Origin of the sequence: Facklamia sp. P12950 (assembly GCF_050409465.1) — a bacterium.
In the GTDB taxonomy this organism is placed as follows: Bacteria; Bacillota; Bacilli; order Lactobacillales; family Aerococcaceae; genus Facklamia.
In genome coordinates, this window is the sequence record NZ_JBNUPK010000001.1 from 89,121 (window position 1) to 111,317 (window position 22,197).

At 34.2% G+C, this 22,197-nt stretch carries 26 protein-coding genes and 3 pseudogenes; 22 read left to right on the forward strand and 7 right to left on the reverse strand.

The genetic code is table 11. The features are described 5' to 3' along the window. Positions 1–3: 3 nt before the first annotated feature. From ACQV2Q_RS00500 to ACQV2Q_RS00510, 3 genes are read right to left on the reverse strand one after another with little or no spacing between them, the layout of a single operon-like run. A complete protein-coding gene (locus tag ACQV2Q_RS00500; RefSeq protein ID WP_428872713.1) occupies positions 4–615 on the reverse strand; it encodes a flavin reductase family protein in 612 nt (203 codons plus the stop codon). A 13-nt stretch (positions 616–628) separates the two neighbouring features. Beyond that, positions 629–1,528, reverse strand: coding sequence for a VOC family protein (locus ACQV2Q_RS00505; protein WP_428872714.1), 900 nt, complete (start codon positions 1,526–1,528; stop codon positions 629–631). Positions 1,529–1,531: 3 nt separating this feature from the next. Next, positions 1,532–2,491 (reverse strand): VOC family protein, encoded by a 960-nt coding sequence (locus ACQV2Q_RS00510; protein ID WP_428872715.1) that lies wholly within the window; start codon positions 2,489–2,491, stop codon positions 1,532–1,534. 335 nt (positions 2,492–2,826) lie between these two features. Between ACQV2Q_RS00510 and ACQV2Q_RS00515 the strand changes: the two are divergent. From ACQV2Q_RS00515 to ACQV2Q_RS00545, 7 genes and pseudogenes are all read left to right on the forward strand, one after another. Then, positions 2,827–2,967: pseudogene (locus ACQV2Q_RS00515) on the forward strand (FeoA family protein); the annotation flags it as partial. Positions 2,968–2,995: 28 nt separating this feature from the next. Then, entirely contained in the window at positions 2,996–3,184 is a 189-nt protein-coding gene (locus ACQV2Q_RS00520) for a FeoB small GTPase domain-containing protein (protein WP_428881659.1), read from the forward strand. A 61-nt stretch (positions 3,185–3,245) separates the two neighbouring features. Beyond that, positions 3,246–3,338: pseudogene (locus ACQV2Q_RS00525) on the forward strand (hypothetical protein); the annotation flags it as partial. A gap of 534 nt (positions 3,339–3,872) precedes the next feature. Further along, complete coding sequence (locus tag ACQV2Q_RS00530) at positions 3,873–4,673, forward strand: D-alanyl-D-alanine carboxypeptidase family protein (RefSeq protein ID WP_428881660.1); 801 nt, start codon at positions 3,873–3,875, stop codon at positions 4,671–4,673. Positions 4,674–4,768: 95 nt separating this feature from the next. After that, positions 4,769–4,915, forward strand: a complete 147-nt coding sequence (locus tag ACQV2Q_RS00535) for a hypothetical protein (RefSeq protein ID WP_428881661.1) — start codon at positions 4,769–4,771, stop codon at positions 4,913–4,915. Positions 4,916–4,975: 60 nt separating this feature from the next. Then, positions 4,976–5,206: pseudogene (locus ACQV2Q_RS00540) on the forward strand (hypothetical protein); the annotation flags it as partial. Between the two features lie 1,850 nt (positions 5,207–7,056). Continuing rightward, positions 7,057–7,995 (forward strand): linear amide C-N hydrolase, encoded by a 939-nt coding sequence (locus ACQV2Q_RS00545; protein WP_428881663.1) that lies wholly within the window; start codon positions 7,057–7,059, stop codon positions 7,993–7,995. A 102-nt stretch (positions 7,996–8,097) separates the two neighbouring features. Here the strand turns inward: ACQV2Q_RS00545 and ACQV2Q_RS00550 are convergent, their stop codons facing one another. Then, entirely contained in the window at positions 8,098–8,751 is a 654-nt protein-coding gene (locus tag ACQV2Q_RS00550; RefSeq protein ID WP_428872723.1) for a metal-dependent transcriptional regulator, read from the reverse strand. A 229-nt stretch (positions 8,752–8,980) separates the two neighbouring features. Between ACQV2Q_RS00550 and ACQV2Q_RS00555 the strand changes: the two genes are divergently transcribed. The 11 genes from ACQV2Q_RS00555 (at position 8,981) to ACQV2Q_RS00605 (ending at position 16,947) form a co-directional block, all read left to right on the forward strand. Beyond that, positions 8,981–9,712, forward strand: a complete 732-nt coding sequence (locus tag ACQV2Q_RS00555; RefSeq protein WP_428874908.1) for a metal ABC transporter ATP-binding protein — start codon at positions 8,981–8,983, stop codon at positions 9,710–9,712. A 1-nt stretch (position 9,713) separates the two neighbouring features. Beyond that, a complete protein-coding gene (locus ACQV2Q_RS00560; RefSeq protein ID WP_428874907.1) occupies positions 9,714–10,553 on the forward strand; it encodes an iron chelate uptake ABC transporter family permease subunit in 840 nt (279 codons plus the stop codon). Then, positions 10,550–11,482, forward strand: a complete 933-nt coding sequence (locus tag ACQV2Q_RS00565) for a metal ABC transporter solute-binding protein, Zn/Mn family (RefSeq protein ID WP_428874906.1) — start codon at positions 10,550–10,552, stop codon at positions 11,480–11,482. Before ACQV2Q_RS00560 ends, ACQV2Q_RS00565 begins: the two co-directional genes overlap by 4 nt. Before the next feature lie 361 nt (positions 11,483–11,843). Next, on the forward strand, positions 11,844–12,386 hold the full coding sequence (locus ACQV2Q_RS00570) for a ribonuclease domain-containing protein (protein ID WP_428872726.1): 543 nt from the start codon (positions 11,844–11,846) through the stop codon (positions 12,384–12,386). 13 nt (positions 12,387–12,399) lie between these two features. Then, on the forward strand, positions 12,400–12,663 hold the full coding sequence (locus ACQV2Q_RS00575; protein WP_428872727.1) for a barstar family protein: 264 nt from the start codon (positions 12,400–12,402) through the stop codon (positions 12,661–12,663). A gap of 104 nt (positions 12,664–12,767) precedes the next feature. After that, positions 12,768–13,895, forward strand: coding sequence for a radical SAM family heme chaperone HemW (gene hemW, locus ACQV2Q_RS00580; protein WP_428881664.1), 1,128 nt, complete (start codon positions 12,768–12,770; stop codon positions 13,893–13,895). A 10-nt stretch (positions 13,896–13,905) separates the two neighbouring features. After that, positions 13,906–14,514 carry a hypothetical protein gene (locus ACQV2Q_RS00585; protein WP_428874904.1) on the forward strand — a complete coding sequence of 203 codons (609 nt, stop codon included), beginning with the start codon at positions 13,906–13,908 and terminating at the stop codon, positions 14,512–14,514. Positions 14,515–14,552: 38 nt separating this feature from the next. Next, positions 14,553–14,960 carry a GNAT family N-acetyltransferase gene (locus ACQV2Q_RS00590; RefSeq protein WP_428881666.1) on the forward strand — a complete coding sequence of 136 codons (408 nt, stop codon included), beginning with the start codon at positions 14,553–14,555 and terminating at the stop codon, positions 14,958–14,960. Positions 14,961–15,081: 121 nt separating this feature from the next. Beyond that, positions 15,082–15,459 carry a GntR family transcriptional regulator gene (locus tag ACQV2Q_RS00595; RefSeq protein WP_428872737.1) on the forward strand — a complete coding sequence of 126 codons (378 nt, stop codon included), beginning with the start codon at positions 15,082–15,084 and terminating at the stop codon, positions 15,457–15,459. Next, entirely contained in the window at positions 15,459–16,322 is an 864-nt protein-coding gene (locus ACQV2Q_RS00600) for an ABC transporter ATP-binding protein (RefSeq protein WP_428881667.1), read from the forward strand. The genes ACQV2Q_RS00595 and ACQV2Q_RS00600 overlap by 1 nt, the downstream gene beginning before the upstream one ends. A 1-nt stretch (position 16,323) precedes the next feature. Next, positions 16,324–16,947, forward strand: coding sequence for an ABC-2 transporter permease (locus tag ACQV2Q_RS00605; RefSeq protein ID WP_428872739.1), 624 nt, complete (start codon positions 16,324–16,326; stop codon positions 16,945–16,947). Between the two features lie 54 nt (positions 16,948–17,001). On the opposite strand, the gene ACQV2Q_RS00610 is transcribed toward ACQV2Q_RS00605, so the two are convergent. Beyond that, complete coding sequence (locus ACQV2Q_RS00610; RefSeq protein WP_428874902.1) at positions 17,002–17,409, reverse strand: helix-turn-helix domain-containing protein; 408 nt, start codon at positions 17,407–17,409, stop codon at positions 17,002–17,004. A gap of 194 nt (positions 17,410–17,603) precedes the next feature. Here ACQV2Q_RS00610 and ACQV2Q_RS00615 point away from each other — a divergent pair, with 194 nt between their 5' ends. Beyond that, positions 17,604–17,930, forward strand: a complete 327-nt coding sequence (locus tag ACQV2Q_RS00615) for a hypothetical protein (protein ID WP_428881668.1) — start codon at positions 17,604–17,606, stop codon at positions 17,928–17,930. A gap of 89 nt (positions 17,931–18,019) precedes the next feature. Here the strand turns inward: ACQV2Q_RS00615 and ACQV2Q_RS00620 are convergent, their stop codons facing one another. Next, positions 18,020–19,327 carry a ClC family H(+)/Cl(-) exchange transporter gene (locus ACQV2Q_RS00620; RefSeq protein WP_428881670.1) on the reverse strand — a complete coding sequence of 436 codons (1,308 nt, stop codon included), beginning with the start codon at positions 19,325–19,327 and terminating at the stop codon, positions 18,020–18,022. Between the two features lie 223 nt (positions 19,328–19,550). On the opposite strand from ACQV2Q_RS00620, the gene ACQV2Q_RS00625 reads away from it, so the two are divergent. Further along, complete coding sequence (locus tag ACQV2Q_RS00625; RefSeq protein WP_428874900.1) at positions 19,551–20,450, forward strand: magnesium transporter CorA family protein; 900 nt, start codon at positions 19,551–19,553, stop codon at positions 20,448–20,450. Between the two features lie 42 nt (positions 20,451–20,492). Here the strand turns inward: ACQV2Q_RS00625 and ACQV2Q_RS00630 are convergent, their stop codons facing one another. Continuing rightward, positions 20,493–20,975, reverse strand: coding sequence for a hypothetical protein (locus tag ACQV2Q_RS00630; RefSeq protein WP_428872744.1), 483 nt, complete (start codon positions 20,973–20,975; stop codon positions 20,493–20,495). A 92-nt stretch (positions 20,976–21,067) separates the two neighbouring features. On the opposite strand from ACQV2Q_RS00630, the gene ACQV2Q_RS00635 reads away from it, so the two are divergent. Next, complete coding sequence (locus ACQV2Q_RS00635; protein WP_428872745.1) at positions 21,068–21,586, forward strand: GNAT family N-acetyltransferase; 519 nt, start codon at positions 21,068–21,070, stop codon at positions 21,584–21,586. Between the two features lie 108 nt (positions 21,587–21,694). Next, entirely contained in the window at positions 21,695–22,192 is a 498-nt protein-coding gene (locus tag ACQV2Q_RS00640; protein ID WP_428874899.1) for a methylated-DNA--[protein]-cysteine S-methyltransferase, read from the forward strand. Positions 22,193–22,197: the final 5 nt, after the last annotated feature.

Sequence of the window (22,197 nt, forward strand, 5' to 3'; positions counted from 1 at the left end):
CTCCTACTTTGGTCTTTCAAGTTGAATGGTCTGTCCTAAAGTTGCATAATCATTACCCGCTAAACGACTGATCGGTTTTAACTGATCAGCAAGCACATAAGAATTCTGGTAAACTTCCTCAGAAAGATGGAAATGTACTACTCGCATCAAGAATAAGTCAGCTGAAACTTCTTTACCATTTGATGATGGGATCTCGATGTGTTGGTGTAATACTGTTTCATACCTTACTTTCATCTCAGCTATACCAGGCGTTTGAATTGTTTGACTGCTAGCAAGAGTGAATTGGGTTAAATCCAATTCACTCTTATTTTTTGGCAAATTGCTAGCTGTCAAATTGACTTCTTGTAAATTTTCTTGGTCTACGATGTGGAAAACGGCTTCTTTATTAGCTAGGATGTTTCGAGCGGTATCCTTCATCTTACCTTTTCTTTGAATGGACACCATGAGGATGGGTGGATTGTAAGCTACCATATTAAAGTAGGAAAAGGGTGCTAAATTTAAGCTTTGATCGTCATTTTGTGTGGCTATCATTGTAACAGGTCTAGGGATGACTGAACCAATTAAAACCTTATACTGATCTTTAGGTGATAAGTCTGTAACTTTATAAGATAACATATTATCTACTCGCCTAATCCACTATAAATTTAGGTAAAGATGACTCGATTTCTGAACGCTTAGACTCAAACTGTTCAGGTAGTTTTAATTGACTACCTAAATGATCGAAATCTTCATCTACTTGGAAGCCAGGTTCTTTAGTAGCAAATTCGAAAATGATGCCACCTTTTTCTCTTAAATAAATCGATTTAAAGTATTTACGATCTTTGACAGGAGTCAGATGATAATTCGCTTCTTTTAAATGGTCATGCCAAGCTTGAAGGTCAGTCAATCGATCAACTGACCAGGCTACATGATGAACAGTGCTTATGCCAAAACGTCCTAGTGGTTGTGCCTTTTTTAAAAGTAACACACGGTGTTTTTCAGGTCCACTTAATTCGATGTGTAGGTATTCGTCAGCTTCTTCAACCAATTTGGCCCCCATTTCACGTGTTAACAAGTCAAGAGTCCCTTGAGGGTTGGTAGATAGGAGTACCAAGCCATAGAAACCGATAATTTCATTATTGTCTGAGCTTGTCTCAGCTTCGACTAAAGCAATATCTAGATCATGAGGATCTGAAAATTCTAAAGTGGCTGCAGAGAACATATTACTCTTATGATAAGTAATCTCATGTTTTTCTAATTGATTTTGCCAAGCTGTGAGGCTGCCCTTAGGGATAGAAAAAGCAATTCTTCCGACTTGCCCCCCGCCTTTTGTCCCTTTATGGTCATTATCCCATGGGAAGAAGGTCATAATTGTTCCATTATCAACCTTCGAATTCGCAAAATAGGTATGATAAACAGAAGGGTCATCAAAATTGACAGTTTGCTTAACAAGTTTTAAACCGAGGACTTTTGTATAAAAATCGTAGTTTTCTTGCACATTACCCACTATGGCACTAATATGATGAATACTTTGAATTTTATCAACCATGATTTATTCCCCTTTCCAAACAGTATCAAATGGGCGAACTTGACTTTCGATTGATTCTCTTTGACCTTCTAAGAATGGTGGTAAAGATAAGATTTCACCCAGATTCTCATAAGATTCGTCTCCCATAAAGCCAGGTCCATCAGTAGAGATTTCAATTAAAATGTGACCGATGCGAGCGTATAAAGCCTTAAAGTAATAGCGATCAACCAAACCAGAATTTCCAATTTCTAGTTTTTGGTAACGATCTGCCCAAGCTTGAATCGCTTCGTCATCGGCTACTCGGAAGGATACGTGGTGAACAAGTCCATAACCTTGCTGCACTTGTGGAGTTTCAACGTCTTTGCGTAGAATAACTTGACCACCGTGTCCGCCTTCACCAACTTCTAAGAGTGCAACATCGTCATGTTCTTCGACAATACGCATTTCATAGATAGTTGTTAAGGCAGCTTTGAATTCTTCAAAGTAACCGACAGTAATTTCAATAGGCCCAAGGCCGTAAATAGCAAATTCTTCAGGAATAGGACCGTTTTTCCAAGGAATTCCTCCAGGGATACCCTCATTATTTTCATCTGAGAAGATTTGATAGGCTTGGCCATCTTCTTCTTCAAAAGCTAATACTTTGCTACCAAATAATTCTTTAATACCTTCATGTTTAACATTTTTTTCTTCAAAACGTTTTAAGTAATATTCTAAAGCCTCATCAGATTTTACACGCAAACCAATACGGGAAATTGAGTTTGTTCCTTTAACGCCTTCTGGTAAGTTAGGAAAATCAAAGAAAGTTACATCCGTACCAGCATTTCCACGGTCATCAGCAAAAAAAGTGTGATAAGTATGGATATCATCTTGGTTAACTGTTTTCTTAACCAAACGTAAGCCTAAAGTTTTTGTCATAAAGTCATAGTTTCTTTCTGCGCTATTTGTCATAGCTGTCACGTGGTGGATTCCTAATAAGTTGTTCATAAAATTTCCTCCTTTAAATTTAGAGAGTCAAAGCATTTAATAAGATTCGATTTTGTTATCTCGAATTCGAATTAAATTTAACATGAATGAACAGAAAATGCAAGCATTTTGTCTCGAATTTTACATTTCGCATTGTTTTATTATTTATTGAATGGTTTTAGTATAAATTAAGAGTGTGAAGTTGATAAGGAATGTGTCTTGCAGTCAGTCTGTAATTTGCTAAAAGTGTGACGATCGAAATGTTATCTTATGATAATGAAGATTTTGTAGCTTTTAGTCAGCTGAAAGTCAAATCGAGAGCGAAGCTTATAAAAGTAGAAAGTGAAACTTAATTTAGAAAGTGCATTAGGGATATGGGAATTGCAAAAAATGCAATCATTGAGCTTGTTAAATTGGCACCTTTAGGAGATCCACTCGAAATTCGAGTGAGAGGTTATCAACTTTCGATTCGTAAGAGTGAAGCTGAATTAATTTAAACAACCCTTTTATCGGGAGGAGCGAAGCATGCGTAAAATTACCTTATTAGCTAATCTTAACTGTGGGAAGACCACACTTTTTAATCTGCTCACCGGATCTAATCAAAAGGTTGGAAATTGGCCGGGCGTGACGATTGATAAAAAGAGGGCTAATTTTAAACGAATCCTACCACGGTCATTGTTGATTTACCAGGCATTTTTTTACCTTCCTATATAAAAGAAACTTTGTCACACGATTATCTATTAGATGAGCAGGCTGATATGATTTAAATGTAGTAGATGGGAATAGATTTGAAAGAAGTTTTTATTTAACTATCCAATTATTAGAGTTAGGAATCCCACTGGTTATTGTAGTGAATAGGGCATCATAAGTTAAAAAAAGCATTGAATTAGATTCAATAGTTTTATCAGAATTCTTTCATTGAGTTGTTCTTTTCATTTCTGTTAATGAATTTTAAAACCTTTATGATTCTTTTCATAATTGTAGGAGGTTTAATTTATCTCCTAAAAAAGAATGGTAATCTTTTAAAGCCGGAAAGAACAAGTGGACATCTTGCACTGTAACGGATTGTCCTTTGGCCGAATTGAATGTTAAAACACCCACCAATATAGTAGGATGTTCCTGTGATAAAGTATCTGATGAAGAGCGACTAGTTATTCAAAGAGAAATTGCTCAGGCCAAAGTTAAATTTCAAAAAAATTAATAACTAACAGCTCTACTCTTTATATTGGTTTAGGCTGTTTTTGAATTAAAATAGAAATTTCCGTTCTTGACTTGACCGACTTTGAAAAGTATGAGACTCTAAAAAAGAAATAATAAAATAGAGAGGGCGTTTTGGATGCGAGATTTATCTTTTTTTAAAAAATCGATAATAATACTTACACTGATCAGTCTTGTAAATCTTTTGTATCCATATCAAGTCCTGGCTTTGGAGACTTACTATTCTAAAAGTATTTATGTTTATAATTTAACAGAAGACAAAACCGAGTTGTCTTTAAAAGCCAACGTCTCTCGTAAACCTGCTTCCTTAGTAAAAATTATGACAACACTTGTTGCACTAGAACATATCGATAATCTATCAGCCTATGCTCCAGTGGATGAAGCCAGTTACTATCAGGCCATAGAAGAAGGCGCAGCTATGGCGGGTTATTATCCTTATGAGTCAACCACTTTTCGTGATTTGCTCTATGGCACCATGCTTCCTTCAGGAGCTGAAAGTGCAAATTCATTAGCACTTAATGTAGCCGGATCCAAAAAGACTTTTATTAAGTGGATGAATGAAAAAGCTGAAGAATTAAAATTAAAAAAAACTAAGTTTAAAAGCGTGGATGGCATGGATCAAGTAGGTCAAGTAACTACTGCTAAGGAAATCGCTATGTTATTGAAAGAAGCTTTAAAAAATGGTCATTTTGAAGCAATCTTTAAACGTAAAGACTATTTATCGACAGCAACTAATGCCCATCCCTCAGGTGTTTATATGGAAAGTACTGTTTTCAAAAAATTGCGGGAATTTTATCAAGACGGTTTTGAGATTACTGGTGGCAAATCTGGTACTACCTATGGAGCCGGTTTATGCTGGGCCACTTTAGCTGAAAAAGATGGTAAAGAATATATAGTGGTTGTCATGGGTTCAGAATTAAATGATCTTAATAACCGAGTAGAAGGACAAGTGCTGGATACACTTAAAATTCTTTCAGAACTATAGTAAAAAACGGAAGAAAACTTATAAATAATATTAAAAAGGACTCTCAAAGTGTACTGACCTCCTAAATCCGGATACGGAATTAGGAGGTCATATGTATGTCTAAAGATAATTTTGACTGGCGATTAAAGGTAGTAATAGAAAAGGAAAAGGGTGTCAAGCGATGGAAGAAAAGAGCCATCGCGAAGATATGGATTGAGTTTTGCAAGCTTCAGGAATTAATTGTTTATCAGAAACTGCTTTAGAATCTTTTCTAAAGTGTGGGATAGCTTCAATGTTAATGAGGGTAAAATGTTCAAACTTATAACGCTATTCCATCGTTTTCAAGAGGTGAATTTATAGTAGACAATCCCGAAGACATAAAGAAAGTTCATGAGCTAGACTTAGAAACGGGGCAAAGGCTGTTCCCTGGTCGACAAGTTTTAGTAGTTACACAAGCAGACAACGAAAATGCATTCCTATATAATCACATTGTTATAAACAACCCGAATCCAATTGGTGTATCAAACTATCAAGATCTAATAATCGTTGGGTAAATATACAGCCTAAGCACGACGAAATACTAGGAGAATTTGGTGCGAATGTAATTACTTATCAAAAGATAAAGCGATTAATTGTAGAACGATTAGCGAAATTAAAACTGCTGACAAGGGTAAATGTGTTTGGAAAGACGATTTAAGAGAGAATCCTAGAATCCCTAGCCAATTCTGAAGTTGTGACCATGAAGAAGTTTAAAGAGGATATATTATTAAATTATAAAGTAGATGCGAGGGAACGAAAGCATGGTAATTTATCCTATTAATTTATAGATGAAGATTTTATAGAGCAAAAAATAAGAGCTGATAAATTGGGAACTCTTTATGCTAAAGAAAAACTTCACTTAGCTATTGAATGAAATACGCAAGGTCAACCAAAGCCCGCAGGAAAGAAAACTGCACAAAAGAAATCGTCAGCAATAAAACGCTCACCAATCACACAAACGTCTCTAATAAACGTACAAGTGGTAGAAAACGACGGAAACAAAGATTATAGCGATCTGTTCAAAGAAGAACCTACACAAACAACAAAAAAGTTAAGAAGAAGGTTAAACCTAAAAAAGAAGATACACCAGCTTTTAAACCAGCAAATAATGAAGATTTTTACGATGTAAAGAGAAAGTCTGCTAAATCGATAGAAGACGTACAAAAAATAGTAAAAGAAAGATACGGGGAAGCTTTGATAGATAGCAAGTACAAAGAAACACTAGAATATAAGATAACTAAAGCCAAGGAGGAAGAAGCAAAAAAACAAGAAATACGTGATAGATAATTATTTACTTAATATCAAAAAATAAAAGTAGCTCTCAAAAGCTGAAAACTACTTTAAACAAATATTAACTTTACAACTTAAGACAGCTAACTAGCCTGAATACTCTGAGGACAGCCACCAAATAAAGGTAAATAAGTGAGTAAACTTATAACAGCCGTAAGAATACCAGCTATTTTATAAAACTTTTTTTCATTCATCACTTTCCTTATACCAAAGAAAGACAAAAATACCTAATAATATAGAAGCTAACACTAAAATATTTTAAAATTAGAAAAAAAGAATTCATTAAAAGCTAGTTTTTAACTCTAACTTTTTGGAATCACCTTATAGCCACTTTGATGTGGCTGTTTTTATCTAGTTTAAAGCTTTTTTATAGATTGCTCTGGATACTTTCAACGTATGATTTTTGTGTTCACCAATTTTAGTAAATTTATTGGCCTCAAGTTAATTGACTAGATAGTTGATATATATCAATTTCTGTAAGCTAGCAGGCAATCCAATTGGCTGGAAGAAATTGCGTGTGGTTTCAATAGCTGTTTTTTCTTCTCGTCTGATCTTTTTTAACCGTTAAAACTTTACTAATGATGATTGAGAAGGTATCGATAGGATTACCATTAAAAGCAGCAGTCATAAATTACTCCCACCAATGACTGCCCCCCTCCTGTGGTTAAAATAAAGTTCAAGCTTTCAGATTTTATTTTATCTACTGTTTTCAGAAGTTTTTCATAATATGAGATTGCACACAATCTCATAGACTTCACTCCAGTGACTTTGCCTCAGAATGATTACTATTTTATCGAAGCTAGCAACTTTTAGACAGTTTCTCAGCCAAAAATGATTAATACTCTGCTATTATTGGGAATTGACTGGACAATAATTTGTCCTAATTAAATGAGAAATGTGATGGATTATAAAATATGAAGTTTCTAATCGTCATAGCTAAGCCTTCTGTTATTTAATTTTTAAAGTAACAATCTTTTAAAAGCACTTTTAACGCTTATCGGATCTAATAATGCTATACTGAGAATTCGAGCTGATCATTTAGTCGGTTGATACTAAAGATAGAAAGGAAATATCTATGTGTACAGGAATTAAAATTAATTACCCCGGCGGACATGTTGCAGGACGAACAATGGATCTGGAAGCACCCGTTGACTACAATATACTTTACTTGCCTAAGGGGTATCCGGTAGCTGAAAATTTGTTAGGCGGCTTTCACCATTCTCAATATAAGATGTTTGGAGTTGGTTTTCGAAATATGGACCCTTTAAAGGATGGGGTCAATGAGCATGGTCTGATTGGAATCACCAATGATTTTGGAGGATTTGGCTTATATGATAATCAAGTAGATAAAAAGAAGAACAATGTTTCTGCTTTTTATTTTATGAATTATATCTTAGGTAATTGTCGCAATGTTGATGAAGTCTTAGCGATTTTACCGACCGTTCACATCTCAAGTCATGATATGAATGGAAATAAAGTCATCACACCAATTTTCCACTTTATGTTTTCAGACAGTCAGCAAAACTGCATTGTGGTTGAGCCTGAAAAGAAAAAACTAAAAGTCTACCAAAATCCTTATGGTGTCATGACCAATGCACCAAAATTTCCTTCTCATCAAAAACTCTTGCAAACTACTTTTAATCAAGAAAATTTGAACCAATTTAATGCTGCTAAAGACCTACCTGGTGGATATGATCCAAAATCACGTTTTTTAAAAGCTTATTATCTAGCACAACAAACACTTGATAATCATGACAGTCAGTCTGCCTTTGGCAATCTTTACCGCGTCTTATCTTCTGTTGCTTTACCTAAAGGCTTTATCCCTAACAAAAAATATCATTCTTACACACATACTGTTTATTTATCTGCTTATGATAGTCCATCAAGAAGGTTGACCATTCAATCCGCTCAAAATCAAATGGTTTATTCAATAGTTTTTGATGACATCGAAGATTTAAATCGAAGACAGGCTATATTCTTGCCGGCTGGATTTACTTATCAAACACTTAAATAAATTAAAAACGCTGGAAGTTATCCAGCGTTTTTTTATGGTGATAGGATGCGAAAGTGGGTATATTTTATTTGCCAATAGACTCATCTTTAATAGTCTTAGAAATTAAATTTTTTCGCAGAAAATCAATTCTGCCATATCGAAACTAAAATAGGCTGTTTGATCATCGTTATATGAAAAAATAAAAATACGATTTGTGTCATCAATCTTATCTAGGTGAATTCTTTGATTTAATTCAAGATTAATTTGTTGTAAGTATTCTAGTAGTTCATGTTTATCGATACAGCGACGAAACACTAGGTGGTCACCTTCACTAAATGATGATAGAGGTGTCCGATAAACTTCTTGATAATTATCAATTGTGGGAATAATACTTCCATGAGGACAAAATTTTGGATAATCTAGCAGTTTTTCTAATTTCTCAAAAAAATAGTCACTTTCTAAATGTTCAATGGTTTCAGCATCGTTGTGAACTTGCGTGATGTCATATTTTAAGATTTTCATTAAAAAAAGTTCGGCAATGCGATGTTTACGCACAACCTTAATCGCACTTTCTAATCCTTGTCTGGTTAAACGCACTCCTTTATAGGCGATGGATTCAACAAGATTGTCTTCAACTAATCGGCTAATCATATCGGTTACAGACGGAGCTGAAATATTTAAGCTGTCCGCAATTAATTTATTTGAAACATATTCTTCACTACCGTTCAAACTGAAAATCGCTTTAAGATAGTTTTCTTTGACATTGGATCGTTTCATTATCTCTCCCTCTTTCATAAGCTTTTAATACCTTAGTCTTTCTTAGTGAATTTTCTTAGTAAATTTAGTATAACACAACTACAATTAACTAGACTAAAATAGTTTTTCACCAAACAAAATTATGATATAGCAATCACAAAACAAAAACATTAGACCCTCCTAAATAATTTATTGCTTAAAGTTAAAAAATAGTGTACACTCTTACTAGTGAAGAAAGGAGTATATATATATGATTCAAATTAAACATTTGAATGTTGATTATTTTGGGCACAAAGCACTAGTCGATGTGAACCTTGATATCCCATTTGGATACAGTGAGGGTATTATAGGGCCGAATGGCGCTGGAAAATCAACCTTAATGAAAGCAATGTTAGGAATTATTCCTAGCAGTGGAAAAGTGACTTATAATGGCGAGGACATTAAAAATAAATTAAGAAAAATTGCCTATGTTCCTCAAAAAAGTGACTTAGACTTAACTTTTCCCATTACAGTTGAAGATACTGTTTTAACAGGAACTTACCCTAATTTACCATTGTTTAAAAGACCAGGTAAGAAGGAAAGAGAAATTGTGGATTACTGTTTGGAGCAAGTAGTGATTGAGGATATTCGAAAAAAACAAATTAGTAATCTATCTGGTGGTCAGCTACAAAGGGTGTTTATTGCTCGAGCACTGGCTCAACAAGCAGAAGTTTTCTTTTTAGATGAGCCTTTTGTTGGGATTGATCTCAAAAGTGAGAATATTATTGTGGACATTTTGAGGCAATTGCGCAGTGATGGGAAATCGGTATTAGTGGTCCATCACGATCTTCATGAGGTGCAGTCATACTTTGATCGACTTTTAATTTTAAATAAATCAGTCATCGCTGAGGGAGCAGTTAAAGAAGTGTTTACTAATGCGAATATTCAAGCAGCCTACGGAGGCTCATTAGGAAATGTTCAAATAAAAGGGTTAGGTGATTAAAATGACAGAAGTGTTTTCTCAACTCTTTGACCTACCTTCCTATGTTATTAATGCAGGTTTATCCGCAATTTTTTTAGGGGTAGTGTCTGGAATTATAGGTAGCTTTATTGTTTTAAGAAAGATGGCCTTGATGGGAGACGCATTATCGCATGCGGTATTACCTGGGGTAGCTCTTTCCTATATGTTTGGTATTAATATGTTGTTTGGAGCATCGCTTTTTGGGATTTTTGCTGCTGTTCTAATTCAATATATTTCAAAAAAATCTAACATTAAAAGTGATACTGCGATTGGCATCATTTTAAGTTCATTTTTTGCTTTAGGAATTATCTTAATTAGTCAAGCACGAAGTGGAATCGATTTAAATCACGTCTTGTTCGGTAATATTTTAGCGGTTCCGAATTCTGAGTTAGAACAATCTTTTTGGGTACTCGTTGCTGTGATTATTATTGTAAGTCTTTTTTATAAAGAGTTATTAATTTCATCCTTCGATCCTGTTGTTTCGAAAGCATATGGACTCAATACGGATTTCTATCATTATTTATTAATGCTTATGTTGTCCGTTGTAACTGTCTCCTCACTCTCCCAAGTAGGAATTGTGTTGGTTATTGCTATGTTAGTTATACCAGCTGCGACTTCCTATTTATGGACAAATAAACTAATCCATATGATTCTATTAGCCTCAATAATTGGAGCTTCAATGGGACTAATCGGAACATATATAAGTTTCCAAAATAATCTGCCTACGAGTTCAGCAATTGTCTTGTTGGGTTCACTAGTTTTCTTAATTTCATTTTTTGCTTCACCAAAAAACAATTTTTTTAGAAAGGAAAAAGTATCATGAAAATATTTAAAAAATTTATTGCATTGACTCTATTATTATCTACTATCTTATCAGGAATTGGAGGGGGGGTAAAAGCCCAAGCCGCTGAAGATAAAAGCCTAAAAATCGTAGCAAGTTATTCAATCATCGCTGATATGGTTAAGAATATCGTTGGAGAACATGGAGAAGTCTATAGTTTAGTGCCAATTGGAACAGACCCTCATAGCTATGAGCCGTTACCAGGAGATGCTCAAGAAGTATCTGAAGCTGATCTCGTTTTTTATAACGGATTTAACCTCGAAACAGGAAAAGGTTGGTTTGATGATTTACTTGATGTAACTGATAAAAAAGATGTAGCTTTTGCGGTGACTGAAGAAGTAGAACCTATGCATTTAACAGCTGAAGGTAAAGAAAATGAGCAAGATCCTCATGCTTGGCTAGACGTACAAAATGGCATTAAATATGTTGATCTTATTGCTGAAAAAATAATTGAAGCTGATCCAGAGCATAAAGAAGAGTATCTAAAAAATAAAGAAGCTTATACCAAAGAATTAGAAGATCTAGACCAATATGCAAAAGATGAAATTGCTAAAATTCCAGAAGATCAACGAATCTTAGTTACTTCAGAAGGAGCTTTTAAATACTTTTCTAAGGCCTATGGCTTTGAAGCAGCTTATATTTGGGAAATCAATACAGATAATCAAGGAACACCTGACCAAATGAAGCGAATCTTAGATATTATTAATGAGCGTGATGTGAAAGCCTTATTTGTTGAAACATCAATCAATCCTAAAACAATGGAGACAGTTTCTCAAGAAACAGGAATTCCTGTTAAATCGAAAATCTTTACAGATTCATTAGCAAATGAAGGCGAAGAAGGAGATACATACATCACAATGATCAAATGGAATGTTGACCATATTGTGAGTGGTATTCTTGAAACGGAATAATTATAAGATTTGCTAAAAGAACTAACTACATTTATCTTAGGGAGAGCTTAGGATATATTAGAAATTAAGAAACATTCTACTTATACACGTTCATCGGATGCATGAGGTGTTCGGTAGATTATATTATAGGGAGAATAAAATGCGGTTGAGTATTTATACTCGACCGTTTTTTATATGGTAATTGGATATGAGTAGCAAATATATCCTGTCTTGCAAAAATCAAGATCTATGTGGTGGTGTTTGCTGAAAGTAATCCAGAATCTACCGATAATTAAAAAACTTTAACTCTTAAATAAAAAGAATAAATATGCGAAAAGTATGCTAGTATCAATATGTTGCTGAAATATTTTTGGAGGAATGCATGAAAACGAAATGTAACTATTTATTAAGCTTATTAATACTTTTTCTAGCCATCTCTTTAAGTGGCTGCTTACAAGTTGAAGAGTTTTTGCAAGAATTCACTGAAGAACCAGTCAGTGAACAGTTAGCAAGTGATTCCAGTAAAACAAGCCGAGAGGGTTTTACAGAATTAAAAGTTGAAACAGATCCATGGCTTAACCAAGAAAATACGAGCGAGGTCGTTCAAGAAGAAGCGTTTTATTATAATCTAGAACAAGTCGCTGCCTATATTCATCAATATAATCGATTGCCAGCTAATTATATAACTAAGGAAGAGGCAACTAAGCAAAACTGGTCAACTGCTGATCCGATTTATGTGATTGGTGGCAATCGTTTTGGCAATCGAGAGGGTAAATTACCTAAGAAAAAAGGAAGGCAATACTATGAAGCTGATATTCAAGCAGGGTACAGTCACCATCGTGGATCTGAACGAATCGTGTATTCTAATGATGGGCTGATTTATTACACTGACGATCATTATGATAGTTTTAAGCAGCTTTATTGAAAGGATGAAGAGTATGAAAATTATATTAGATGGCCAAGCCTTTACAGACAAGGAGACGACTTATTGCTATTTGATTGATCGATTAAATTTGCCCCACTACACGGGTCATAATTTAGATGCTTTATGGGATGTCCTAGGAGATAGCCGTCCTTTAGAGATTGAAATATACCGTGCGCGTTTAATTTTGGACCAACTCAATGATTATGGCCGTTGGTTGCTCGATTTGTTTGGGGATGCTTCAATTGAAATGGAACATCAAGTGACTCTTCATTGGTAGAGTATTTGGGAAGGCAATCGTCTTCTCTTTTTTAAGAATAAGTACTATTAAATTTAAATCAAACTCGTTATAGTAGAATGAGAGAATTAAAGGTGGGAGAAGCTATGCAAGAAACAATTGGACTCTATATACATATCCCTTTCTGTCAAAAGAAATGCCATTATTGCGACTTTTTAACCTTTGTGGATATGGAAGAGAGAATGGATGAATACGTTACCTACTTAATTAAAGAAATGGCTCTTTATAGTGGAAACTATCAATTAGACACAATTTATTTTGGTGGTGGAACACCTTCTTATTTAGAAGCTGAACAGATGGTTAAGATTATGGAAGCCATCCAGAGTCATTTTGTGATTCTTTCAGATTGTGAGATTTCGATTGAAATGAATCCCGAATCTGTCACGGAAGAAAAAGTAAAAACCTATTTAAAATATGGGTTTAATCGCTTTTCTATGGGAGTCCAGTCCTTTGATGATGCAACCTTAAGAATGATGGGGCGTTTACATGATCGTGAAACAGTCTATCAAAAGATTGCTTTATTAAAAGACTTAGGTGTTAAGAAATTGGGAATTGATTTGATGTTTGCTAACCCTAAACAGGACATGGATGTTTTAAAAAGGGACATAGAATTAGCTATGCAATTACCGCTTAATCATATTTCTTATTACTCCCTAATGATTAAAGAGAACACACCTTTTCAGCGTTGGGTGTTAACTGGACAGATGCGCGTTTTAGACGATGAAATTGAAAGAGAAATGTACCATTATATCCAATCAGAACTATCTAAGCATGGCTTCCACCAATATGAAATTTCGAATTTTGCTAAGGGAGAGGTTGAAAGTCGTCATAATAAGAAGTATTGGCAATTAGAAAATTACCTGGGACTTGGATTAGGCGCTTCTTCAAATATGGACTTAGTACGGTATGTTAACCATCGACGTTTTGCTGATTACTACGGCATGATTGATCAAGGAAAATATCCTATCCAAATGAGTGAAGAACTTTCTTTAGAAGATCGCGAAAAAGAGTTCATCATGTTGAATATGCGCCTGTTGGAAGGTTTTGAATTCACAGCGATTAACCAGCGATTTAATATTGACTTTATTGACAAGTACCAGGAAATCTTGGCCAAACATAAAAAGTTAGGCTTGATTGATTATGACCATGAGCGTATTTGGTTTACTGAAAAAGGCTTAGATATTGGGAATCAATTTTATTTGGATATTTTATAGGAGGGGTATATTGGAAGTTAAACGGGTCAATCATTATCTAGATGACCGCTTTAATGAGGAAGTCTTAAGTCAGCACGGAGCCTTTTTGATTGATAACCAGCCCTATAGTGTCCATATTATCAATGGACATACGGCCCGAGTGCTAGGAAAAGAGGCCAATCATTTTCCAGCTTTAATTGAAGCTTTTCGTTTTTATGCTGAACATATAGATACTTTTCTCGATAAAAACAATCAAATAATTAAACAATTTCAACCGGTTAAACTTTTTTATTTGGAACTGGATCACATTCAGCCTTCGCAGTTCTATGTAGATAAGGACAAATTGCAGGCTATTTCATCTTTTATCAGAAAACAGACAGATATCATCATACCAGTTACAAAAATGAACAAGAGATGGGTCTCTTTAGACGGGCATAGCCGTTTGGCTTATGCTGTAGAAAATGGCTTTAAAACGATTCAAGTTTATGAAACAGCTGCTGATGAGGGTTTGGAATATTTTGTCAAAGAGGCAATAGCTCGTGACATATTATCACCTTATGACTTAAAAGTTTTGACACATGATGAATATCAAGTCCAATGGAATCAGTTTTGTGATGATTATTTTTCGTCGTTAAACTAAGCCGATTTTTTAAGTTTATAAAGTAAGGAAGGATTTTAATGAACGATATTGAAATTAGAGAAGATGGACTGCTTCCATTTGAGCAAATTTTAGCTCTTTATGAAAATGTTCGTTGGACAGCCTATACTAAAGAACCAGAGCTTTTAGAAAAAGCTATCCAAAACAGCTTAAAAGTTTGGACAGCTTGGGAGGGTGATCAACTAATTGGCCTAGCACGTGTAGTAGGGGATGGGCTAATCATTATCTATATTCAAGATATTTTAGTACTTGAAGATTATCAAGGACAAGGTATTGGTAGTCAGTTATTGCAGAAGATATTAAAAGAATACCAAGCGGTGCGGCAAATTATATTGATGACTGACGATACTGATAAAACACAAAGTTTTTATAAGAAAAATGGTTTATTTAGAACAGACGAGTATCAGTTAGTAACCTATATGAAATAAAAGTCTAAGTCTCCAATTCTTTATTATAAGAATGGAGGCTTTTTTTATGGAAAAAACTTGTCAAAAACAACCGTTGTGTATATACTGTATATATACACAACAACTAAGGTGAGGTGAATCAATGAACATTTTAATATCTAAGTTAAATCCCAAGCCTATTTATGAACAGATAAAAGAACAGATTATCCAAGCCATTTTAAATGGGGATGTGGAAGAAGGAGACTTACTTCCTTCGGTAAGGGGCTTAGCAAAAGACTTAAAAGTCAGTGTAATAACGACCAAAAGAGCTTATGAAGACCTTGAAAGAGAAGGTTATGTAACTTCAGTGGTCGGGAAAGGTACCTATATAGCTGAGCAAGACCATGATTTCATTAGAAGGAAATACTTAAAAAGAATGGAAGCATTAATTAAAAATCTGATTGAAGAAAGTGCGATGATTGACCTCAGTTTGGAAGAAATAAAAGTATTGGTGGAAAGGATCTATAAGGAGGGTAAATAATGGGAGAATTTGTGATTGAAATGAATCAAGTATCAAAAACATTTACTGATTTCTCAATTAACAACTTAGATTTAAAGATTCGTAAAGGTTATGTGACTGGTTTTGTGGGACCGAATGGATCTGGAAAAACCACGATCATAAAATTAATTATGGGACTTATGAAAGCAGAAAGTGGATCGATTAAAGTTTTTGGTAAGGATCTTAAAAAGCATGTGGTAGCCATTAAGGAAGAGATAGGCTTTGTTTATGCGGAAAATTATTTCTATGATCACTTAACAGTCGAAGAAACGGGAAAAATGATCGCCCCTTTTTATAAAAAATGGGATTGGGAAACCTACTGGTCTTACACCCAATCATTTGGATTATCAAAAGCTAAAAAAATAGAAGAACTCTCAACGGGTATGAAAGTAGCGCTTTCTTTAGCCATTGCCTTATCACATGATCCTATGTTGATTATTCTTGATGAGCCAACTTCTGGGCTGGATCCTATCGTAAGAAATAGAGTTTTAGATATTTTGTTTGACTATATCCAAGACTCTGAAAAGTCTGTTTTTTTCTCAAGTCATATTATGACAGATATAGAAAAAATAGCTGATCATATTGCAATGATTCATTATGGAGAACTGATTATTAATAAAGAAAAAGATTATCTCCTCAACCAATACAGGTTAGTGAAGGGACCTAAAGAAATTTTAGACGACGAGCTCAGGAGCCAATTAATTAATTGCCGAGAAACATCAGTCGGATTTGAGGGCCTTTCGTCAAACTATGAGCTATTTAAAGAATTATTTGGAGAACAAATGATTATCGATCCGGCTAATCTTGAAGAGATAATGGTTAATTTATTTGATGAAAGGAGATAGTATGAAGGCTTTAATCCATAAAGAATTTATTTTAAATTCTAAAAAAAATTTACTGATTTTTATGGCTATATTTTTTGTGGGATGTGTTCTATCCGATTCATTTCAAATTCCAATCATTTGTCCCGTTGTTTTGACAGTTTGGTACCCACTAATTATGAATGAAAAGGAAAATTTTAAGAAATCGGGAGTGCTTTTAAATAGTTTACCTATTGAGGCTGAAAAAATCGTCTTAGCTAAATATGTTTACACTATTTTGATGGGGACGCTATTTTTTATTAGTTTTATTTTACCAAATTATCTTTTACCCGAATTCAAGGCCTACTCTCCTAATGAAGTTTTAATTGCCTTTACTTATTCAATAGGTTCGATCTCATTTTCATACTTTGCATATTATGTTATTGGTAAATTTTTTTACCAAATATGTAGTTTAATGTCTTTCTATTTTTTCTTTTTTTTAGCTAAAAGTGAAGGAACTCTAAATGAACCATTATTTGCTCCATTTACCAATTTTTCCAATCAATTTTCTTTTCAAGAACTACTCATGCCATTGTCTGTTTATATCATTCTATCACTCAGTCTTTCTTACATATTAGCTGCTCGATCTTATAGCAAAAAAGATTTTTAAAGCGAGTTTCATTAAGAAAGATAACATTAAAGATTTTTCTTAAATGTTGTCTTTCTATTGATTTTTACGATTCTTGTGTAAAATGACTTGTACAATATACCCTAAACTTCCCCCAGCTATAGCAGACAAGAAAGCCATCCAAAAGATCTCATCCTCACGAAAACGGTTCGCTGAATAAGCCCAAACGCCAACTAAAATGAAAAAAGTTAAGGCAAAGGCTAGAATAAAGAGTGGATTGTTACTTTGAAAAGCTTGAAAATCGCCTAGACTATCTTTTAGGATGGAGCCTGTTGAAGTTTTAAAAACTTCACTCAAAGCTACAATGTTTTTGAGATCTGGATTACTTTGATTACTTTCCCATTTAGAAACAGCTTGTCGCGAGACATCAATTTTATTTGCCAGTTCTTCTTGAGACAAGCCTTGCTTCTTCCTTAAAGTTTGAATACGCTCACCAATAGTCATAATAAATTCCTCCTATTTAAACTTTCCTTAATTTTATCAAAAGACTTAGTTGCTTATCTAGCAACTATAGTTGGCAAAGTCGCAAGGAGTGGTTGAATTAAAAAAAATAATGGCTTCTTTTTCTTTTAGGTCCTAAGTCTGATTAGCTTGAAAACTTAAAATAGTATAATTAAACCATAGAAAGGAAGATGAATATGATCCCACTAAATATATATGTGCAAAGTGTTGAAAAGAATTTTTGGATTTATAATTTTGTTGCTTCTTTTATTTATTTTGCTATTAATGGCTTTGATGCTTTAAGTAATTTCATTCTATTTCCACTAGCTATTATGTTAATTATTTATATTTTAAAAGAACGTTTGAGGTCAACCACAGATACCCAATTTTTAGGATTTTACCCTCTAGGTAAAGATTTTGGTAAATTAGTTATTGCTTCAATTATGAACTATGTTATATGGCAGGTATCAGGCTTACTCTTCTTTGTTGCCTTAGTTTATTTATTGTGGAAAGAGTATCACTAATCCATTAAAACGAATAGTTCGTTTAAACTGAGCAAACATAGTGGGGTCCCCTTAAATGTACCATGTAATATAAAAAGTCTGTTTTCTCTTTATTGAGGAACAGACTTTTTTGTATGATTGAAGTGAGTTTGATTAAGTAATATCAGATCAAGTAGGCTTTCACAAATGGGAGGACTTGCTAGTAACTCAGCGACTAAGTAGCTAAGATAAGTAACCAAGGTGATAGGAAATAACCATGGGAGAGAAACACCTGTCATTTCAAGAATTAAAAAAATACCAGAAAGGGGTGCTCTGACAATTGCAGCAAAATGTCCACTCATTGCAAATAAAGAAAGATAGATGATAAGGTCAGAGGGAATCAATCCTAAATTGTACAATAAACTGCCATAGAGATTACCTAATATAGCTCCAATAGATAATAATGGAAAAAAGATACCACCGGGCATGCCTGAACAAAAAGCGAATGCTAATAATAATATCTTCATTGAATATAAATAAGATAGGTAGTTAGGATTAGGGTTCGCGCCGATTGGGAAACTTATTAAATTAGCTCCAGAACCAAATAAATTACGGTCAAAATAGAGTATAATAGCGGTTAATATAAAAGGTAGGATTGATTTTAGCCATTGAGGAATTGCTAAAACCTGTGAAAGACCTTTTCCCTGGATTATTATCCAATTAAACAATACACCAGAAAGACCCGTAATAAGCCCTAAACCAAGACAAGTTATCAATAAATTATCTGGAAGTTCTGCTTGTCTAAGCAGAATAATAGAAGGTTGATTTCCTAAAATGCTATTAGCTGTTTGATTAGCAAGCAGCACGATTATACCGGCATAAATAAATAATTGCCTACTTGTTTTATAGAATAAACCTTCTAAGATAAAAGATAGCCCTGATAAAGGTGCATTGAAAGTAGCCGCCATTCCTCCTCCTGCTGCACCAGCTATTAGGTAACGACTGATAGAAGAATCGCTATGAAAAAACTTACTCACAACTTGCCCGATAGTAGAGCCGATTTGAATAGATGGGCCTCCTCTTCCTAGAGTTAAGCCGGAGCCAATAGCAGCAATTCCACCAAAAAATTTGTAAATTAAAACGGTGAGCCCATTTTGATTTAAATGCTTGTGAAGAAGGCCATTTATTCGTGGGACACCTGACCCTCCGATAGCTGGTTCCATTTTTAAGCTAAAGGCGGTAAAAAATCCCTGACCTAGCATAAACAAAGCATAAATAATAAGATTTGTTATATTTTGATGCGAGAGTGATAATAAGGAGTATGAAAAATTTGCAAGATGATTGATAAGAAGATTAAAAGCTGCTATTACACAGCCAGTTATTAATCCGGTAAGGGCGCAGAGCAAGAGCGTTTTGATTGAAGTATAAGTGTTTTTCATAAAAAACCTCCTTTTTTATTCTAGGGCATCTTATTTTTTTTGACAAGTGCTTGTTAATTGAAGGTTATACATTTAGCGAGTGATATAATAGTATTTGAAGTGAAAATTCACTTATAATAAAGTGGGGTCAACGATTAAATAGTTTGAATATAAAAAAGAGCATTCTTGAGCAATTTAAACCAAGTAAATGAAATTTCTAAACAATTTAAAGGAGACTGAATAGATGGTGAAAGATGTTCATTGGCAATTATTTCAAGGGTTAGCCGAGCAAGAGTTGGAGAATATCTGTGGAAAGTTAAAAATTCCTAACGACTACCTTACAAGCGTCAACGATCCTTTTGAAATAGCGCGTATAGAAGATGGGGTTAATATCAAAGGGCATTCGACTTACCTAGTCGTTTTACAGTACCTACTACCACAATCTAATAATTTGGAAGAATGCGAATACAAGACACGAGCTATTTCGCTAGTAAAAGTGGAAGACCAGCTTTTTGTGAGTCTCAATGAAGATCCTCAGTATTTTTCAGATCTTTTTAAACAATTTGATCGAAATATTCAATTAAGCTATGAAGAGATGATAATGAAAGTTTTTTGGAAAATTCAAAACGAAACCATTAAAGTTTTAGCTTGGGTGCATGAAGAAATTGAAGACATGCAAAAAGATATTGAGTATTCTTCTCAAAATAAAGAACTTTACCGTCTTATGAGACTTGATAAAAGCTTGGCATATATAAAAACAGCCGTGCATAATAATCGAATAATTCTGGAAAAAATTAGTCAGGATGAAAGATTTCAGTCTGTGCCTGCTTTGAAGTCTTTAATGCATGATGTCTTGATTGAGTCGTATCAGGCCGAATCAATGGTTAATGAAGGGATGCGAATCACCGGTCAATTAAGTGATCTATTCTCGAATGTAATTTCCAATAATTTGAATAATGTAATGAAAGTTTTGACCTCGATTACGATTATTCTTACGATTCCGACAATTATTGGAGGACTGTGGGGAATGAATGTACCACTTCCGTTTGCAAATAGCGAAGCGGGATTTTTTATGACAATTCTATTAAGCTTAATAATCAGTATCGTTGTTGTGTTTTGGTTAAAATCTAAAGATTATTTATAATTAAGCTTCCAAAAAGCCAGACAATGATTGTCTGACTTTACTTTAAGGACGTGTAACATCTTGAACATCTACTTCAATATTTGCTTCTTTTAAATGGGCGATTAGTTTGCCTTCATCATTTAAAGGAAAAGATTGGGCAAAATACTGCTTATTGGCTTTTCCTAATAAATTGATACGGTTTTTTTTAAGATCTCTAGTTAAAACAACACGATCGACCTTTGCAAAAGAAATTGGAATCATTACGGATAAAGTTCCTCTGAAAATAGAAAAATCATTTTTTGAGATACCTCTAGCTAATGGGCCCGAGATAAAATAAAGAATGGCTGAAGCAATCAATAAATAATGCCACCTACTAGTTGCAAATTGAAAACCAATCCAAACTAACAAACCGATGGTTATTAATTGAGTCCAAATCCAGTAGCTTTGAGTTACTTCTACAAAAAGATTGCGACTTCTTTTATAAAAATGATAACTACTACCAGCGATTAAAGCGATAGTCAAGAGTATGGATACAATGTCTTTCAAAAGATCACTCCTTAAATTTTGCCTTAAAATAACTATACCATTCTTGAAAGCAATAAGCTATTAACATTTATAAGAAAAGGAACGATAATCAAATGTTTTTAAAACAACCTGATTTAAAAGATATAGATAGAATTGAAGCATTTTTAGACAGTTATCCTGAATCTGATCAATGGATTGCTGGGACTTCTAGTCTTCACCGATATCATGGAAAATTAGACCAGTGGATTAATTTAATGAAGAATTGGTCTCAAGGGAAGGAACTACCTGTCGGTAGAGTACCCGTGATTCAATGGCTATGTCTTGATGAAAAAGGAACAATGATCGGTGCCATTAATTTACGTCCTCATCTGAATGACTATTTACTTCATTCTGGGGGTCAGATTGGTTATGTGGTTCATCCAGACTATCGGTTTAAAGGTGTAGCAAGTTGGATGCTAGGTGAGGCCTTGAAGAAAGCCCATGAACTAGGAAATGAACGCATTCTAATTACTTGTAGAGCCAGTAATAAAGCCTCTCAAGCGACCATTAAAAAGTGGAAGGGTGTATTGGAAGACCAAAGAATAGAAAAGGGTGTAAGGGTAAATCGTTATTGGATTGACTTACCGAGTTAACTTAGAAGGTTTAAAGGATGTCAGTATCTTCAATTAAGATTCGGTTTTTATTCATTTGTAGATGTTAATTTGTTAGGATAAATTGAATGAAAGATCAGGGGAGTTTTGTTGATCTCTACGATTTATGATAGTCCGATTGGACGATTACAACTTTTAGTAGACCAAGAAGCGCTCATTGGCCGATGGTTCAAGAACAAAGGAAGGGTGGAAGAAAATTTACCGGACAATGTGCACTTTATTTCCTGGTCGAGACCTGAATTTAAACCCTATATCAATTGGTTAGAAAGCTATTTCCGCGGACAAACTAACTCTGCCATTATTTTTTCCTCTCAATCCAATGAACCAGACTGTTTTTGGCAAAACGTTTGGCGAATATTAAAGAAAATTCCTTACGGAAAGACAATGACTTATAAAGAGATAGCGAAAACTATTGAAGCCGAAACTAAGCAAAAGGTATCTGCTCAAGCAGTAGGAGGGGCAGTGGGAGCCAATCCTATTTTGTTGCTCATTTTTTGTCATCGAGTGATCTCAGCAACAAATGCTTTGACTGCTTATAGTGCAGGGACTGATAGGAAGATTTGGTTATTAAATTACGAAAAAGTTTAGAAAGG